The sequence below is a fragment of the Terrihabitans rhizophilus genome (assembly GCF_033898525.1).
Taxonomy (GTDB): Bacteria; Pseudomonadota; Alphaproteobacteria; order Rhizobiales; family Methylopilaceae; genus Flaviflagellibacter; species Flaviflagellibacter rhizophilus.
Map to the genome: position 1 here is coordinate 1 of NZ_JAXAFJ010000007.1, position 15,518 is coordinate 15,518.

The following is a 15,518-nucleotide window of genomic DNA, read 5'->3' on the forward strand; positions in this document are numbered from 1 at the left end:
CATCGGAAACCTCAACCCGACCTCAACCGTCAGCAAGAAAAAGGCTGGCTGAGTTCCGGGAAGGGCAGCCGTTCTCCGGCTGCCCACACTGCCCAGTCCGGACAGGCCAGACCCGCCCGGACTGACACGCCGATTTTTTTGACGTATATACGCCACGCACCATCGGCCCGCTCCGGCGACTGCCGTACGTGGAAAGCATCATTTCCCTGGCCACCCGTTCGGGGTCGCGCCGGGACCAAGGTTTAACAACCCATAGGGACGTCTCATGAGCGACAAGCCTCTTGCCGGTATCAAGATCATCGACTTCACGCACGTTCAGGCCGGCCCGGCCTGCACGCAGCTCCTCGCCTGGTTCGGCGCGGATGTGATCAAGGTTGAGCGTCCGGGCGCTGGCGACGTGACCCGCTCGCAGCTCCGCCACATCCCGGATGCCGACGCGCTGTACTTCACCATGCTGAACAGCAACAAGAAGTCCCTGACGCTCGACACCAAGACGCCGCAGGGCAAGGAAGTCCTGACCAAGCTGATCCAGGAATCGGACGTCATGGTCGAGAACTTCGGCCCCGGCGCTCTGGACCGCATGGGCTTCAGCTGGGACAACATCCAGTCCATCAACCCGGGCATGATCCTCGCTTCGGTGAAGGGCTTCTCCGACGGCCATCACTACGAAGACCTCAAGGTCTACGAGAACGTGGCCCAGTGCGCCGGCGGCGCGGCTTCCACGACCGGCTTCTGGGACGGTCCGCCCACCGTATCCGCGGCGGCTCTCGGTGACTCCAACACCGGCATGCATCTCGCCATCGGCATCCTGACCGCGCTCCATGCCCGCAACAAGAATGGCGGCAAGGGCCAGAAGGTCGCCGTCTCCATGCAGGATTCGGTGCTGAACCTCTGCCGCGTCAAGCTGCGCGACCAGCAGCGCCTGGACGCCATCGGCTACCTGGAAGAGTACCCGCAGTACCCGCATGGCGAGTTCTCGGACGTCGTTCCGCGCGGCGGCAATGCCGGCGGCGGCGGACAGCCGGGCTGGGTGCTGAAGTGCAAGGGCTGGGAAACCGACCCGAACGCCTACATCTACTTCACCATCCAGGGCCATGCCTGGGCGCCGATCTGCCGCGCGCTTGGCAAGGAAGAGTGGATCGAGGACAAGGCCTACAACACGGCTGAGGCTCGCCAGGACAAGATCTTCGACATCTTCGCCGTCATCGAAGAGTGGCTCTCGGACAAGACCAAGTTCGAAGCCGTCGACATCCTGCGCAAGTTCGACATCCCGTGCGCCCCGGTGCTGTCGATGAAGGAAATCGCCAACGACCCGTCGCTGCGCGCCAGCGGCACCGTCGTCGAGGTCGATCATCCGAAGCTCGGCAAGTACCTGACCGTCGGCAGCCCGATCAAGTTCTCCGACCTCAAGGTTGAAGTGACCGCGTCGCCGCTGCTCGGCCAGCACACCAACGAGGTTCTCGCCAGCCTCGGCTACAACCAGGAACAGATCGACGAGCTTCATTCGGCCAAGGCCGTTTGATCCTTCGGGCTTTTGAACGCACGAACGGCGCCCTTCGGGGCGCCGTTTTTGTTCGTGCCTTGGTCGGAGGCACTTGGCGATCAGCGGATCGTTCCACGCAGATCAACAGCGTCCCGGCGGAGGCCGGGACCCATACAACTCAGAGTTATAGGGAAGGGCAAAGTGCCATAGGGTGGTGATCGCGACACTCAGTCGAGCCGGCACGGCGTATGGGTCCCGGCCTTCGCCGGGACGCGCTGAGTGGCTTGAGCGCTCGGTACAAAAAAGGCGCCGCTTTCGCGGCGCCCTTTGCATTCTCGTCCAGCCCGATCAGAGCTCGACGGTGTTCTTCAGCGATCCGACGCCGTCGATGATGATCTCGACCTCATTGACCGGCTCCTTCATGGCGCCGACGCCCACCGAGGTGCCGCAGGCAATCAGGTCGCCCGGATAGAGCGTCATGTCGTGCGACAGAAGGCTGACGAGCTTCGCCACCGGGAAGATCATGTCGGAGATCGGGTAGTTCTGGCGTTCCGCGCCGTTCAACACGGTACGCACGGTCAGCGTCGCGGGATCCACGTCCGTCGCGATCGAGGGGCCGAACGGGCCGAAGCCGTCGAAGCCCTTGGCGCGTGCCCACTGCGGGAAGGTCGGATCCTTCTGGATCAGGTCACCCGCCGTGATGTCGTTGACCACGGTGTAGCCCAGCACATGATCGAGGGCGTCCGCCTCCGACACATTGGTCGCCGTCTTGCCGATGACGATGCCGAGCTCGCCCTCATAGACGATGCGGCCATCATAGGACTTCGGACGCTTCACCACCGCACCGGGGGTGGTGATGGAGGACACCGCCTTCAGCAGGTAGAGCGGTTCCGCCGGCTCCGCCACGTTCAGCTTTGCCGCGAGTGCGTGGAAGTTGTTCCACAAGGCGATGACCTTTGTCGGCTCCGTGGGAGCGAGAAGCTCCACATCGCCCACGGACACGGTCTCGCCCGTGGCGGTCGCGCCCGTGAAGAGGTCACCGTAATGAACGGCGATCGTCTCGCCTTCCAGCGCGCCCACCGCAACCACACCGTTGCGGCGGAACCTTACCCAATGCGTCATCAATGCCCCCTTGGTCTTTTCTTGCTGCTCAGCGGTCGCCTATCTGGAAGATCCGCAGCAGATTTGTCGTGCCGGACTGCGCGAAAGGCATGCCGGCCGTGACGGCGATGAAGTCGCCGTCCTTGGCAACGCCCGTGCCCTTCGCCGCATCGGTGGCGAAGGCCACGATCTCGGACACCTTTTCGAGGTCACGCGTGACGATGGCGCTGACGCCCCACACGCAGGACATGCGGCGCGCGGTTTCCGTGCTCGGCGTTAGGCAGAAGATCGGCACCAGCGGCCGCTCGCGGGCCGCCCGCAGCGTCGTGGAGCCCGTTGTGGTGTAGGTGACGGCCGCCGCCAGCGGGAGGATGTCGGCGGTCTGGCGCAGTGCCGAGCAGATCGCGTCCGCGATCGTGGCGCTGGCCTTGGGCATCGTGGATTCGAGGATCCGCTTGTAGTCCGGGTCCTTTTCCACGCTGGTGACGATGCGGCTCATCATCTCGACGGCCACCACGGGGAATTTGCCCGAGGCCGATTCGGCCGACAGCATGACGGCGTCCGCGCCTTCGTAGACTGCGGTCGCCACGTCGGAGGCCTCGGCGCGCGTGGGCGTCGGGGTGTGGATCATGCTTTCCAGCATCTGCGTCGCCACGACTACCGGCTTGCCGTATTCGCGGCACATCTTAATCATGCGGCGCTGGATCGGCGGAATCTCTTCCGGCTGCATCTCGACGCCGAGATCGCCACGAGCCACCATGATGGCGTCCGAGGCCTCGACGATCTCGGCCAGCCGCTCGACCGCCGCCGGCTTCTCCAGCTTCGACATGATGAGCGCGCGATCACCGATGATCTCGCGGGCTTCCAGGATGTCCTCGGGGCGCTGCACGAAGGACAAAGCCACCCAGTCGGCGCCGTTCTCGAGCCCGAACTCCAGATCGCGGTAGTCCTTCTCCGTCAGGGCCGCGAGCGGCAGGACCGCGCCGACGACGCTGACGCCCTTGCGCTCGGACAGCACGCCGCCGGTGATGATGCGGCCGATGGCGTAATCCTCGCCATGCTCCTCGACTTCCATGCGGATCTTGCCGTCATCCAGCAGCAGCTGCACGCCCGGGCGCGCCGCGGCGAAAATTTCGGGATGGGGCAGATAGGCGCGGGTCTTGTCGCCGGGGCGGTTGTCGAGGTCGAAGCGGAACGTCTCGCCGTTGACGAGCGTCACCGGGCCTTCCGCGAATGTGCCGACGCGCAGCTTGGGGCCCTGCAGGTCGAGCAGGATGCCGATCGGGCGTCCCGTCTCCTTCTCCATGGCGCGGATGGCCTCGAAGCGCTTCCGGTGGTCGTCGTGCGTGCCATGGCTCATGTTCAGGCGGAACATGTCCACGCCGGCGTCGAACAAAGCGCGGAGCTGTTCCGGGCTCGAACTGGAAGGGCCGACTGTGGCGACGATCTTGGTGTTGCGATTACGCATCGGATTCGCGAGCTGTGGGCTCGCCTCCCTCTAGGATGAGAATGGCACGGAAGTCGTTGACATTGGTCAGGGTCGGGCCGCTGTGCACCAGATCGCCCAGCGCGTCGAAAAAGCTGTAGCCGTCATTGTCGGCCAGCCTTGCCTTGGCGTTGACGTCCTGCTTCGCAGCACGGGCCAAGGTGTCGTCCAGGGTAATGGCGCCGGCATTGTCTTCGCTGCCGTCGATGCCATCGGTATCGGCGGCAAGGGCATGGACGCCGGGCAGCCCGTCCATGGCGACGGTGAACGCCAGCAGGAACTCCGCATTGCGGCCGCCGCGTCCCTTGCCGCGCACGGTCACGGTGGTTTCGCCGCCGGAGAGCAGTACGCACGGAGCGGGCGCCGGCTGGCCATACTGCCGGACCTGGCGAGCGATGCCGGCCATGACGCGCGCCACCTCACGTGATTCGCCCTCGATAGCATCGCCGAGGATCAGCGGCTGGAGGCCGGCCTCGCGGCACAGGCTGGCGGCCGCTTCCAGCGAAAGCTGCGGCGTTGCGATCAGCCGCGTCTCGGCGTTCTGCAGCCGCTCATCGCCCGGTTTGATGCTCTCGCCTTCGCCGCGCTCCAGATGTTCGATCGCAGCGCTGGGCTCGGTGATCGCGTATTTGCGCACGATGGCGAGCGCGTCCGCGAATGTCGTGCGGTCCGGCACCGTGGGGCCCGACGCGATGACTGACGGATCGTCGCCGGGCACGTCGGAGATCAGCAGCGACACGGTGCGGGCCGGATAGGCAGCGGCTGCCAGGCGCCCGCCCTTGACGGCCGAGAGATGCTTGCGGACGCAGTTCATCTCGTCGATGGACGCGCCCGAGGCCAGCAACGCCTTGTTGAGAGCCTGCTTGTCGGCCAGCGTCAGGCCTTCGGCGGGCAGTGCCAGCAGCGCCGAACCGCCACCGGAGATCAGGGCGATCACCAGATCGTCTTCCGTGAGGTCGCTCACCAGCTCCAGGATGCGGCGGGCGGCATCCTGCCCGGCAGCGTCCGGGACGGGGTGCGAGGCTTCGACGATCTCGATGCGGGTGCAGGGGGCGGCATGTCCGTAGCGGGTGACCACCAGCCCTTCGAGGGGGCCATCCCAATTGTCCTCGACAGCCTTGGCCATGGCGGCCGATGCCTTGCCGGCACCCACAACGATGGTGCGGCCCCGCGGCTTTTCCGGGAGATGGGGCGGAACGATCTTCGACGGAAGCGCTGCCGCGACCGCTGCATCGAATAGCGATCGCAGGAAGTCGCGCGGTTCTGCGGACAACGTCGTCTGAGGGGCTGTGCCCGGTGCCATGAACTGCCTTCCACCAGGTGAGGCGCCTTGATGGAGGAAGTGCCCGCGGATTTCAACTGGGGCAGGGTGGGCATACCTAAAAAGCTGTCGCTGTGGCCGTTTCCCGCGAATCAGCCGCAACGGTGCGCCGGACCCGCCCGCGCGAGCAGCGGTTGACGGGGAGGGGAGTGGACGCCAGTTTGCCCGCAACCCCGAAGGAGCGCGCAATGCCCGAGATCCGCCTCGTCCCCTGCCTCGCCGACAACTACGCCGTCATCGTGAAGGAGGGGTCCACCGTCTTCCTGGTCGACGCCCCGGAGGCCGCACCCATCCGCGACCAGCTCGACGAGGATGGCTGGCGCATCACGCATATCCTGATCACCCACAAGCACGACGACCACATCGCGGGCATCGCGGAGCTGGTGGAGGCGTTCTCGCCGGAGGTCATCGGGCCTGCCGCTGAAGCGGGCAGCATTCCCGGCCTGACCCGCACGGTGCGCGAGGGCGATGTCGTGGAGGTCGGTCCGCTGTGGGCGGATGTCTATGACACACCGGGCCATACGCTGGGCCACGTGGTTTTCCATTTCCCGGAGCTTAAACTGCTGTTCTCCGGCGACACCATGTTCGCGCTGGGCTGCGGGCGGCTGTTCGAGGGCACGCCCGCACAGATGTGGGACAGCCTGCGCAAGCTGCGCCAGCTCCCGGACGACACCATTGTCTATTCCGGGCACGAATACACGCTGTCGAACGCGCGCTTCGCGGTGTCCATCGATCCCGCGAACGAAGGACTGCGCACCCGCGCCGCCGAGATCGAGCGCAAGCGTGCGGACGGCGTGCCGACGGTGCCGTTTCAGCTCGGGCTGGAGAAGACCACGAGCCCGTTCCTGCGCGCAGACGATCCGGCACTTGCCGAGGCGATGGGGCTGAGCGCTGCCGATCCCGCAGCTTTGTTCGCCGAAATCCGCGGGCAAAAAGATCGCTTCTAGGGCGTTGCATTGCCCGGCGAACTGGGGCATAGAACCGCCCACCGCGACGGCAACGTCGCGGACCGAACTGGATATGCGGGCGTAGCTCAGGGGTAGAGCACAACCTTGCCAAGGTTGGGGTCGTGGGTTCGAATCCCATCGCCCGCTCCAGGTCGAAGACCCAAAAAGCCGCGGGAAACCGCGGCTTTTGTCGTTTCTAAAGTTAGCTCTTGAGAGTGCCGGAGACGGTGCCGAGAGGCGCGGGTTACTCCGTGGTTACCGAGGCACTGTCATAGAAAATCTCGGCTTGATGCTCATCATGGCCGGAGAATGGGGGCGTGAACCCCAAAAGCCAAATATCGCCGATAACGGTGAGGGTGCTCGCATACCAAGTTCGGTATGTCACTGCTATGGCGACCTCCGCTTAGGCTGTGGAGCACTCAACCACTCTGCACAGACATAGACATGCCACACGACGCCTATGACAAACTCGCTGCGTTTGAAAGAAAAGCAGACGAGCGGATGCAGAGCTTGCCGCTCTGGAAGCTGCCCTACCGCTCAGTGCGTTCCGCCGCTCTGATCGCGGCTGACAACGCGTTCAGCGGCGGGCGATTTCGCAACCATCGTGAACCTGAACCCGAGAAGGGGCTCGCCATGATCGCCCGCTTCTCGTACTGGCGTCCCTATCTGCGCCAATGCGCGCGGGAGATCGGCACGGGCATCGAGAACGCCCTCAGCGTCGTGTCGATCGATGGGCATCGCCAGATCGCGCAGGCGCTGCTTTATTCCCATTTCTGCGAATTGATGCCCTTCGTTCACAGGAAAGCTCTTGCAGTCGAGTGCACACCGTCGGGTTTCCACCTGCGCTACCCGACCGAATCGGCCGCTCGAATGGAGGCGCTCGATGTGATCGTGAGTGAGTTTGCGCTGACCGCATTGAGCGAGCGTTTCAGTTACGATCATCATCGTCTTCTGCGCATGGTCCACACTTGGCCCTATTGCGATGTGGCAGACCTCTACGCGGTACTTCGCCAGGGCTATACTTTTCACCTCGGCAACGTACGCGAGCACGCCTTCATCAACGCTGACGCTTACGAGCGCGTGCTCGGTTTCCAGCATGCGGAATTCGTCCGGGTACGGGCGGCCATGATGGCCCTCGCATCCTGGTGTCTTGGCATGGCAAGTGCTGCCGAAGCGCATGCGATTGGTTCGCAGCGGCGTGAACAGGACCGGTTCGGCTTTGAATGTTTCGAATGGCTCGCGCCCTTGTTACGACGCGACTTCGTACACGGCATCATCCGGCAACTAGCCGAAGTGCCAACTGAGCGGGCTGCGGAGATTCTCAGATACTTTGAGGAAGATCCGTTCGCCGAGCTGGGAATCTCCGGCGAAGGCTACCTGACACCCTTCAGCACCTATGACGGCTCCGTGATGGTTTCGCCGCGCGCAATTCTTCAGATGACGGCAGAGAGAAACGTTCTGTACGTGCTCAATAAACTAGACCGGCGCCGCTTTGACGAGTTTGTCTCGGCCGAGTTGGAACCTTCGCTCCTCGGGCACGCAAAGCAATTGATTGATCGGATCCCTGGTGTCGAAACGCGAATTAACGTCCAATGGCGCGGCGGCGAGATCGACTTACTCGCTTACTGCAATAAGACTAATTCCGCGATCCAGTTTCAAGCCAAGGCGGCGATCCCTCCCTGTGGGGCTCGCATGACGCGCCAACTGGAAGCGAACACGCGTACAGCTGTTCGGCAGCTTAAGGGCTTCGAAGACCTGGTGGCGGACGAAAAAAGTGCCCTGATCGAAAGGGTCTTCAATGTTCAAGCTGGACCGGTTACTTGGGCATCCGGTGTCCTCTCCCGCTCCTCGTTTGGTTCTCTCGACGCGTGGAAAGCCATCGGTTCGAGAGCGGCGTTAAACCTGCCGCTGCTCAAGTTTGTGACGGACCAGTTCGGAGATGAGCCGCATGCGGACCTCACCAAATTTCCGGAATATGCTGCGCGTTTTCTTGAAGAAGTCGCGGATGAAGCAATCATTGGCTGGGAGGATCAACCCATCGACGTCTTTGGCACGATCGTTGTCGCTCCAATTCTGCGACTTAACAATGATGCGATCTCCCGCAGGCGAGCCGCCCTCCTGAGCTGAAGGGTTGCAGCCGATGTTCAGGCCTCGACGTGGATCGAGTGCGCGTAAAGCGGGCAGCGGCGAGTTAAATCTTGGCCGAAGGGCTCGCGACTTGCTGCCAGTCCCCGCGGAACCGCTGCCTGTAGGTTCTGTATCTAGGACGAGGTTGCGCCTGCTACAGCCATAGAGCCGGCCAGGCTCGACCTCTTTGCGGCATCCAAAGTCGCGGATCCGAATAAGCGATCGTCGATCGCGGTTGTATGGCGACGACCCTTATACGAAAAGACGGGTAGCCTAACGCTGCGAGGAGCCGACTACCCCGTTTCGAACTCCACTCTACGCTTTCGGTCGCGCTTAGCTACCTGCTGTTCCTGCTTGATTATCCAAGAAGGTTTCTTCGGGCTTTCTAGTTGGCGGAGAAAATCCTCCAGTACCTTATCGCCGCGGCGGAATGCTTCTGATGCGGCGCGTATATCCGGGTCCAGCCCGTCGGGCCGCCAGCCGCGCCTCACCAGTTCCATCCACTCTTGGCGGAACTCCAGGTTCCTGGTGTCACCCTGCGCCAAGCGACCAAGAGCGTAGGCAATGTCACCCGGTTGGGCGGAAAGTCCGACTAACCGGAGTTTCAGATAATATGCTGTCGTCAACAGCGTTTGGGTGCCGCGGTTGCCGTCCATTACATGAGCGTGAATGGCACGCCGCAACGGATCGTGTTTGGCCAGCCGATCCGCGAGGGTCTGCCTGACGTCGTTATCATAGCTGTGCGCATGCTCTATAACCCCCAGCCAGCGCCATACTACCGGTGCCTGAGCAGCGCAGACGCCGCCGTCGTCGATGGCGAGAGTCAGTAGTTGGGCAACGATGTCAGCAACGTGGCTGCGGCTTCGCCAATCATCCTCGCGTAGCAGCTCCGCGTAATCAACGATGAGGTCGATCAATCCTGAGCGGCGCGATGATGGAATCGCGTCCACCAAGCGACGATACCGCCGCACAGTTTGAACTTGTCGTTTCGTCCGGCGTGGCAGAGTACAACTTGTCACCCCCATCTCTGCAAACAAGGTCGCGACAATCACCTCATCGGACACATCGGCATCGATGTGTTGTATCAGTTGGCGCGCTAACCGTGGCGCATCGCTGCCCGCTTGATTGGTCAGGATCGCGATAGTGGATCGCCACCATTTTCGCTCGCGGTGCGGTAACAAAGCTTTGGCTGCATCCTCCCGCTCCCGGTAGCAGCGTTCCTGCGACAAGACAACTGACTCAAGCGTATCCGCGAGGTCGGCGGCGAGCGGCGTTCCTTTTAGCCCCTCGATGAGCAGTGAGCGGAGATGAACGCTGCTGCCTGCTGTGTCGATGATCCCTTGGATTTTCGCCTTGAGCGTCGGAATCATCAGCCCGGCAGCAGTCTTGCTGTCCCAGTCGGCCGAACGGAAGTAGGGATCATCTTCTGCGAGGACGCAGAGCGCCTCGAACAGGCAATCTGCGAGTTGCGGAGTGAGAGCAGCCGGCTCTCCGTAGCGCAGAATGCCATAGGGATCTGCAGAGATAACCCGCCTCGACATAGACGGGCTGTGATAAGCGAGCCAGGCATGTAGCCCGCGAAGGCTGGCGGGCACACCGCCGCTACCGTGCAATTGGGCGAGCACCCGCCGCTGCACCCGCGGTGAAGGTGCCTGCCGAGAGAGCCAGCGCGAGCCGAGAAATTCGGCAACCACGCGGTGGATTGGCCTCGCGCGCGACGGGCCGGCGCTGTGGAACAGCTTCGAGGAGAACATTGAGCGGACGGCCTGTGCCTGAGGCAGTTTCTCCAGGTCGACGAGCCGAAGATCGCTTTGTTGGACGTGGGCCGCGCCAGCCGTGCTGGCCGCTTCGGCGCCGGCGAACAACAGGCTTGCCGAGATTGCCCCAGCGGCGTCGAGTGCCTCATCCTCGGCGAGTTGCGCCAGACCGTAGTCCTGCCGGTCCGCGTCGTGCTCTGGCCAAACTAACGCGCAGACACGCTCAAACAAGGCGGCTCGGGTCGCTGGCAAGTTCGTGTCGCTCTCGGCTACCCGTCCCATCAGACCGAGCGTCAACGGATTGCGACAGAGCTCATCAAGATTATGCGCCGCTAGGTGGTCGAGTACATGCTCTGCGTCCGCAGTTGGATGTTGGGCGACGAGGTAGGCCCGGGCCTCGGCAAAGTCGAAGGGCTGGAGTGTGAGGATCTTGGGATCGGCGCCATATAGCTGGCGCAGGTTCGTCACGCTGCGTGCCTGCCACTCGCGTGAGCGGCAAGAGAGGATGAAAGAAGGCGCTCCGGCCGCTTCGAGCTGCGCGAGGATCGCGTCTATTGCGTCACCTTCACCCCGTGACATCGCCTCATCCAGGCCGTCGATCAGCAGGGGGTTACCGGGCGGTATCAGCCGTTCGGGGTTCTTGGCGTTCAAGAACCGGATCGCGGTGACTGCTTCGACACCAGGCCGCCGCGCTAACTCCCGCATCAACCCACTCTTCCCCATGCCAGGCTCGCCGAGGAGAATTTTGTTGCCGGCTAGTTTAAGAAGGTCGGCCTCGTTGACGCGATCATCGAGAACTGAAGCATCGCTTATCGAGAGCTGGCGAGGAAAATAAATCGCGCGGTTCCTTGCGGGTTACTGTCGCTCGCCTCTCCTTGGTTTCGGATCAGTTCACCCGCGTGCACCGCACGGGGCTACGGCAGCCGAGGCAACGTCTTGTTCGTCGGTAAAGAGGCTAGCACGACATTGAACTGCGGAGCACCTAGCAGACACCGCAATTCCTGCGTTGCGAAGGTTGGGGTCGTGGGTTCGAATCCCATCGCTCGCTCCAGGTCGAAGACGCAAAAAGCTGCGGGAAACCGCGGCTTTTGTCGTTTCTGGGGTGCTATCGAGATCGACCGTGAATGGGGGCGGGAGGCGTGGGTTATTCCCTGCTTCGCGTCAGTCGTCCTGTTGTGTCTTCGCGTCCAATTTGCGGCGCCGATGCTGGCCCACGTGGACGTGCTTTGCCTGGGCACGCTGCGCCCTGAGAGTTCTCAGGAAGTCTCGCCACGACCCATCAGACTGTCGCAGACCAATTAGGCGGCGCCCTGCTGCTCCTTGCGGCAGCGATAGCCCGTTCGGCAGCCCTTCTTCGGGAGACTCCGAAGGCGCGCAGCGCCAGCGGCGGAGTGGCACGCTCATTGCATTCAAGATTGTATGCAACGGAGGGGTGCCGTGTCTCAGTCACTGATCGAGGGCAACAGGCTAAGCAAGGTTTATGCGACCGCAACGGGGCCTCTCGTTGCTCTCGACAACGTCTCCTTCGGCATCGAGGAAGGTGAGTTCATATCCCTGGTAGGACCCTCGGGTTGCGGCAAGTCTACCTTGCTCTCGATCCTGGGCGGGCTTGAAGAGAAGTCTGACGGCACGCTCGTTCTCGCCGGCAAACACCATGACGCGCCGCGGCCGGATCTCGGAATGATGTTCCAGACATCAGTGCTGTTTTCCTGGCGAACCATCCGGGAGAACGTCAAGCTCCCCGGCATCATCTTGGGGTTGGACCGTAAGCAGCAGGCTGAACGTTGCGACGAGCTCCTCGACATGGTGGGGCTGAACGGTTTCGGAGATCGGTACCCGGACGAACTCTCGGGCGGCATGCGCCAGCGCGTCGCTCTGGCTCGGCTGCTGGCCCACGACCCGCGCGTGCTGTTGATGGATGAGCCCTTCGGCGCGCTCGATGAATTCACGCGCGAGACGATGAACAACGAACTCCTGCGCATCTGGGAGAAGACCGGAAAGACGGTTGTGTTCGTCACGCACAATGTCGGCGAGGCGGTCTTCCTGTCCGACCGCATCTTCGTGATGACGCCGCGGCCGGGGCGTCTGGAAGGGATCATCGACGTCGATCTGCCTCGCCCCCGCAAGGCGGAGATCATGCGCGATCCGCGTTTCAGCGAACTCGTCTTCGATATCCGCCGCATGCTCGGCGTCGATCACTGATCCCGGCGAACGGAGAGCCCGATATGACAATGCAGGCCACCGCCGACATGATCGAGCCGACAAGCGTCAACACGCATGCCGAGCGCATCGATCGCTTCATTGCTGAGGAACGGCGCCGGGGTAGACGACGCAATATCCGCAACCGTCTTCTTGCAGCGGGATTCGGGATCCTTGTTCTCGCAATCTGGCATTTCGCCACGACTTTGGGCTTCGTCCATGCCCTGATCATTCCCTCGCCAGCCGACACGTTCTGGGCCACGCTTCGTGTGGGAGGCGCCGATTATTTCTGGCCCAATGTGTGGGTCACCCTGCAGGAGATTTTCTGGGGCTTTGCGATTGGGCTCGCGAGCGGGGTCATCCTCGGCGTCGGCGTTGCGATGTTCGATGTGGTGCGCGCAACGATCTACCCCTATCTCGTTGCCCTGCAGGCGCCGCCGAAGATCGTGCTCGCGCCCATCTTCATCACCTGGTTCGGCTTCGATCAGGCATCGAAGATCGCCATCGCCGTGGTGATGAGCTTCTTCCCGATGTTCCTCAACACGCTGACCGGGTTGTCGTCCGTCGATCCGAATGCCGTGAAGCTGATGCGCTCTCTCACGGCGGGACGGTGGAAGACGTTCCGCTACCTGCTGCTGCCGAACGCGCTGCCGATCATGATGGCGGGCGTGAAGCTGTGCTGGACCCTTGCAGTGCTCGGCGTGATCGTGGGCGAGTTCGTGGGCGCCTCGGCCGGCATCGGCTACCTGATCTACGCCATGAACTTCCAGCTCGATATCGCGGGCGTGTTCTCGCTCATCATCCTGCTCTCGCTGTTCACCCTCATCGTCTACCAGCTGATCGAGTGGCTCGAGAGCCGCATCATCTTCTGGAAACAGCTCTGACACGCCCTCCGGCCGACGGGCTGTCGGCCGGCCCTACTTTCCACGAGAGGACCGGAAACATGCAAAACGCGGGTTGTTTGAAGAAGGGCGCCGCCGTCCTGGCCGTGTCCATGGCCATGATGTTCGGTGCGAGCGCCGAGGATCTGGTCAAGTTCAATGGCGTGACCGCGCAGGGGGGGCCGACGGCGCAGGTGTTCCCGATTTTCATCGCGATCGAGAAGGGCTTCTACAAGGAGGAAGGGCTCGACGTCACCCTGAACTATTCCAAGGGCTCGTCGGACGCCGCACGCCAGCTCGCGGCAGGCAATGTGGAATGGGGCATCTTCTCCTCAGCCGCCACGATGCAGACGGTCCAGCGTGGGTTTCCGCTCAAGGCCATCATGCAGGTCTATTATCCCGACACCTTCGATGTCGTCGTTCCCGACAGCAGCGACATCAAGACCATGGCCGACATGAAGGGCAAGGTGCTCGGACTGTCCGATCTCGCAGGCGGCGAAGTGCCGATGGCTCGTGCTTCGGTGCTGGAGGCAGGCCTGAAGCCGGCCGATGTCCGCATGGTCGTTGCCGGCGAGGGTGACCCGACGACGGTCCGTTCGCTCAACGAGAAGCGCATCCAGGCTTATGCCGGCGCCAAGCGCGATCTGCTCCTGCTGCCCGCGCAAGGCATTCCCACCCGTTCCATCACCCCCGAGGTCATTGCAGCCTTCCCGGGCGATGCGCTGTCGGTGCGGGCCGAGACGTTCAAGAAGGACCCGGACCTGCTGGTCAAGTTCATCCGCGCCACGCTCAAGGGCCGGGCCTGGGGCATGGCCAACGCAGATGCCGCGTTCCAGCTGCTCAAGACCAAGTATGCGGCAGCCTCGCTCGGCAACAACCCCGTTGCTCCCCAATACTGGCAGCTGGTGCAGACCTATTACACCGCGCCGCCGAGCGTCCAGAAACACGGCACCTTCATCCCGGCGGCCTGGAACACCTACATGGAATACCTGCAGCTTGGCGAAGGCGAGCAGCAGGCACTGGCGGGGCCGGTCAAGCTTGACGAGGTCCTGACCGACGAGATCGTCCTGAAGGCCTGGGACGGCCTCGACATCAAGGCGGCTGAAGCGCCGTGATTTAGGGAAGGCGGGGTTCATAGCCCCGCCTCCCGCCTGACGGATGACAGCCGCCGCTGGAGCACACTTGCAAACGCATCACATCGATCTGGTTGTGGTTGGTGCCCATCCTTCGGGCCTGCCGCTGAACGGCGAGCTTCAGAGTTTGGGCGCAGAACTGGTGCGCGCGAACCTCACCGCACCCGTTTACCGTCGCCACGAACCCGTCTAAGCGCCCGGCAAAGTTGATCGTCTCTCATGACCGCTAAACCGAAGCAGACCGCGACCGATCGTGTTCGCACGACGCTTGCAGACGAGATCGTCCGGGGGATCATAGGACCCGGATCGGTTCTCGACGAGGCTTCGCTTGCGGAGCGGTTCTCGGTTTCAAGAACGCCCGTTCGGGAGGCGATCCGGCAGTTGGAAGCAATTGGCTTCGCAGCGGCGAAGCCCCATTGCAGCGCTGTCGTGCCACGCTTCACGCCGGACAAGCTCACCGAGATGTTCGTGGTCATGGCAGAGATGGAGGCTCTGTGCGCATCCTACGCAGCACAGCAATCAGTCCCCATCTGGCGCGACAAGCTGCAAATCGTGCACGATGACTGCTGCGAGGCGGCCCGGGGCGGCGACATCGACGTCTACTATGCCGCCAATATCCGCTTCCATGAAACCATCTACGAAATCAGCGGCAACGGATTCCTGGCCGAAGTGACGAGGAACGTGCGCCACCGGCTGGCGCCATTCCGGAAGGCGCAATTCCGCTCTTTCGGGCGCCTCGCACTGTCTGTCGAGGAGCATGAAAAGGTGGTCATCGCCATCCTGGGCAACGATCCCAGCAGTGCTGCGACAACAATGCGGGACCATATGCTCGAAGTTCGCCATTCGGTGGGAGATGTGTCTCCCAGCCTGGCGTGAGCGGTCGGCAGGGCTGCTGAGACGTACAGGGTCGCCAAGTGCGGATCGTCAGCAAGACCAAAAAAGTTGAGGGGATCGGTCCTTCCTGCGCACCGGTGGCATTCACGGTCCGCGGCGAGACCTGGGACGAGCTCCGGACGGATCTGCTACAATGGCGTGATGTTTCCTGCGGCCGGGAGTTTCTGTGCCCCCTCTATCGCCAGACGC

Annotated in this window: 12 protein-coding genes and 1 tRNA gene; 9 read left to right on the forward strand and 4 right to left on the reverse strand. The window is 62.8% G+C overall.

The window, feature by feature from the left end:
• The first annotated feature begins 265 nt into the window (after positions 1 to 265).
• Positions 266 to 1,522: a formyl-CoA transferase gene (gene frc, locus SCD90_RS11700; RefSeq protein WP_319844864.1), complete on the forward strand. Its 1,257-nt coding sequence runs from the start codon at positions 266 to 268 to the stop codon at positions 1,520 to 1,522.
• Between the two features lie 309 nt (positions 1,523 to 1,831).
• Here the strand turns inward: frc and SCD90_RS11705 are convergent, their stop codons facing one another.
• From SCD90_RS11705 to SCD90_RS11715, 3 genes are read right to left on the reverse strand one after another with little or no spacing between them, the layout of a single operon-like run.
• Positions 1,832 to 2,605 (reverse strand): fumarylacetoacetate hydrolase family protein, encoded by a 774-nt coding sequence (locus tag SCD90_RS11705; protein ID WP_319844865.1) that lies wholly within the window; start codon positions 2,603 to 2,605, stop codon positions 1,832 to 1,834.
• Between the two features lie 28 nt (positions 2,606 to 2,633).
• Complete coding sequence (pyk, locus tag SCD90_RS11710; protein WP_319844866.1) at positions 2,634 to 4,052, reverse strand: pyruvate kinase; 1,419 nt, start codon at positions 4,050 to 4,052, stop codon at positions 2,634 to 2,636.
• Positions 4,045 to 5,373: a glycerate kinase type-2 family protein gene (locus SCD90_RS11715; protein WP_319844867.1), complete on the reverse strand. Its 1,329-nt coding sequence runs from the start codon at positions 5,371 to 5,373 to the stop codon at positions 4,045 to 4,047. Before SCD90_RS11715 ends, pyk begins: the two co-directional genes overlap by 8 nt.
• Before the next feature lie 206 nt (positions 5,374 to 5,579).
• Between SCD90_RS11715 and gloB the strand changes: the two genes are divergently transcribed.
• The 3 genes from gloB (at position 5,580) to SCD90_RS11730 (ending at position 8,465) form a co-directional block, all read left to right on the forward strand.
• Positions 5,580 to 6,338, forward strand: coding sequence for a hydroxyacylglutathione hydrolase (gene gloB, locus SCD90_RS11720; RefSeq protein ID WP_319844868.1), 759 nt, complete (start codon positions 5,580 to 5,582; stop codon positions 6,336 to 6,338).
• 75 nt (positions 6,339 to 6,413) lie between these two features.
• Positions 6,414 to 6,488 (forward strand) — tRNA-Gly (locus SCD90_RS11725).
• Between the two features lie 294 nt (positions 6,489 to 6,782).
• Positions 6,783 to 8,465, forward strand: a complete 1,683-nt coding sequence (locus tag SCD90_RS11730) for a hypothetical protein (protein WP_319844869.1) — start codon at positions 6,783 to 6,785, stop codon at positions 8,463 to 8,465.
• Between the two features lie 293 nt (positions 8,466 to 8,758).
• Here the strand turns inward: SCD90_RS11730 and SCD90_RS11735 are convergent, their stop codons facing one another.
• Complete coding sequence (locus tag SCD90_RS11735) at positions 8,759 to 10,873, reverse strand: NACHT domain-containing protein (RefSeq protein ID WP_319844870.1); 2,115 nt, start codon at positions 10,871 to 10,873, stop codon at positions 8,759 to 8,761.
• A 786-nt stretch (positions 10,874 to 11,659) separates the two neighbouring features.
• Here SCD90_RS11735 and SCD90_RS11740 point away from each other — a divergent pair.
• From SCD90_RS11740 to SCD90_RS11755, 5 genes are read left to right on the forward strand one after another with little or no spacing between them, the layout of a single operon-like run.
• On the forward strand, positions 11,660 to 12,424 hold the full coding sequence (locus tag SCD90_RS11740) for an ABC transporter ATP-binding protein (protein ID WP_319844871.1): 765 nt from the start codon (positions 11,660 to 11,662) through the stop codon (positions 12,422 to 12,424).
• Positions 12,425 to 12,447: 23 nt separating this feature from the next.
• Positions 12,448 to 13,305, forward strand: coding sequence for an ABC transporter permease (locus SCD90_RS11745; RefSeq protein WP_319844872.1), 858 nt, complete (start codon positions 12,448 to 12,450; stop codon positions 13,303 to 13,305).
• Positions 13,306 to 13,364: 59 nt separating this feature from the next.
• Positions 13,365 to 14,417 carry an ABC transporter substrate-binding protein gene (locus SCD90_RS11750; RefSeq protein ID WP_319844873.1) on the forward strand — a complete coding sequence of 351 codons (1,053 nt, stop codon included), beginning with the start codon at positions 13,365 to 13,367 and terminating at the stop codon, positions 14,415 to 14,417.
• Between the two features lie 43 nt (positions 14,418 to 14,460).
• Positions 14,461 to 14,628 (forward strand): allophanate hydrolase-related protein, encoded by a 168-nt coding sequence (locus SCD90_RS16635; protein ID WP_425265681.1) that lies wholly within the window; start codon positions 14,461 to 14,463, stop codon positions 14,626 to 14,628.
• A 26-nt stretch (positions 14,629 to 14,654) separates the two neighbouring features.
• Positions 14,655 to 15,311 carry a GntR family transcriptional regulator gene (locus SCD90_RS11755; protein ID WP_319844874.1) on the forward strand — a complete coding sequence of 219 codons (657 nt, stop codon included), beginning with the start codon at positions 14,655 to 14,657 and terminating at the stop codon, positions 15,309 to 15,311.
• Positions 15,312 to 15,518 lie beyond the last annotated feature (207 nt).

Excerpts from the sequence above, each read along its gene's own strand:
- SCD90_RS11730 (WP_319844869.1), top strand. The coding sequence starts at position 6,783 with ATGCCACACGACGCCTATGACAAACTCGCTGCGTTTGAAAGAAAAGCA.
- SCD90_RS11715 (WP_319844867.1), bottom strand. The coding sequence starts at position 5,373 with ATGGCACCGGGCACAGCCCCTCAGACGACGTTGTCCGCAGAACCGCGC.
- SCD90_RS16635 (WP_425265681.1), top strand. The coding sequence starts at position 14,461 with ATGACAGCCGCCGCTGGAGCACACTTGCAAACGCATCACATCGATCTG.
- pyk (WP_319844866.1), bottom strand. The coding sequence starts at position 4,052 with ATGCGTAATCGCAACACCAAGATCGTCGCCACAGTCGGCCCTTCCAGT.
- SCD90_RS11745 (WP_319844872.1), top strand. The coding sequence starts at position 12,448 with ATGACAATGCAGGCCACCGCCGACATGATCGAGCCGACAAGCGTCAAC.
- SCD90_RS11705 (WP_319844865.1), bottom strand. The coding sequence starts at position 2,605 with ATGACGCATTGGGTAAGGTTCCGCCGCAACGGTGTGGTTGCGGTGGGC.
- SCD90_RS11755 (WP_319844874.1), top strand. The coding sequence starts at position 14,655 with ATGACCGCTAAACCGAAGCAGACCGCGACCGATCGTGTTCGCACGACG.
- SCD90_RS11750 (WP_319844873.1), top strand. The coding sequence starts at position 13,365 with ATGCAAAACGCGGGTTGTTTGAAGAAGGGCGCCGCCGTCCTGGCCGTG.
- frc (WP_319844864.1), top strand. The coding sequence starts at position 266 with ATGAGCGACAAGCCTCTTGCCGGTATCAAGATCATCGACTTCACGCAC.
- gloB (WP_319844868.1), top strand. The coding sequence starts at position 5,580 with ATGCCCGAGATCCGCCTCGTCCCCTGCCTCGCCGACAACTACGCCGTC.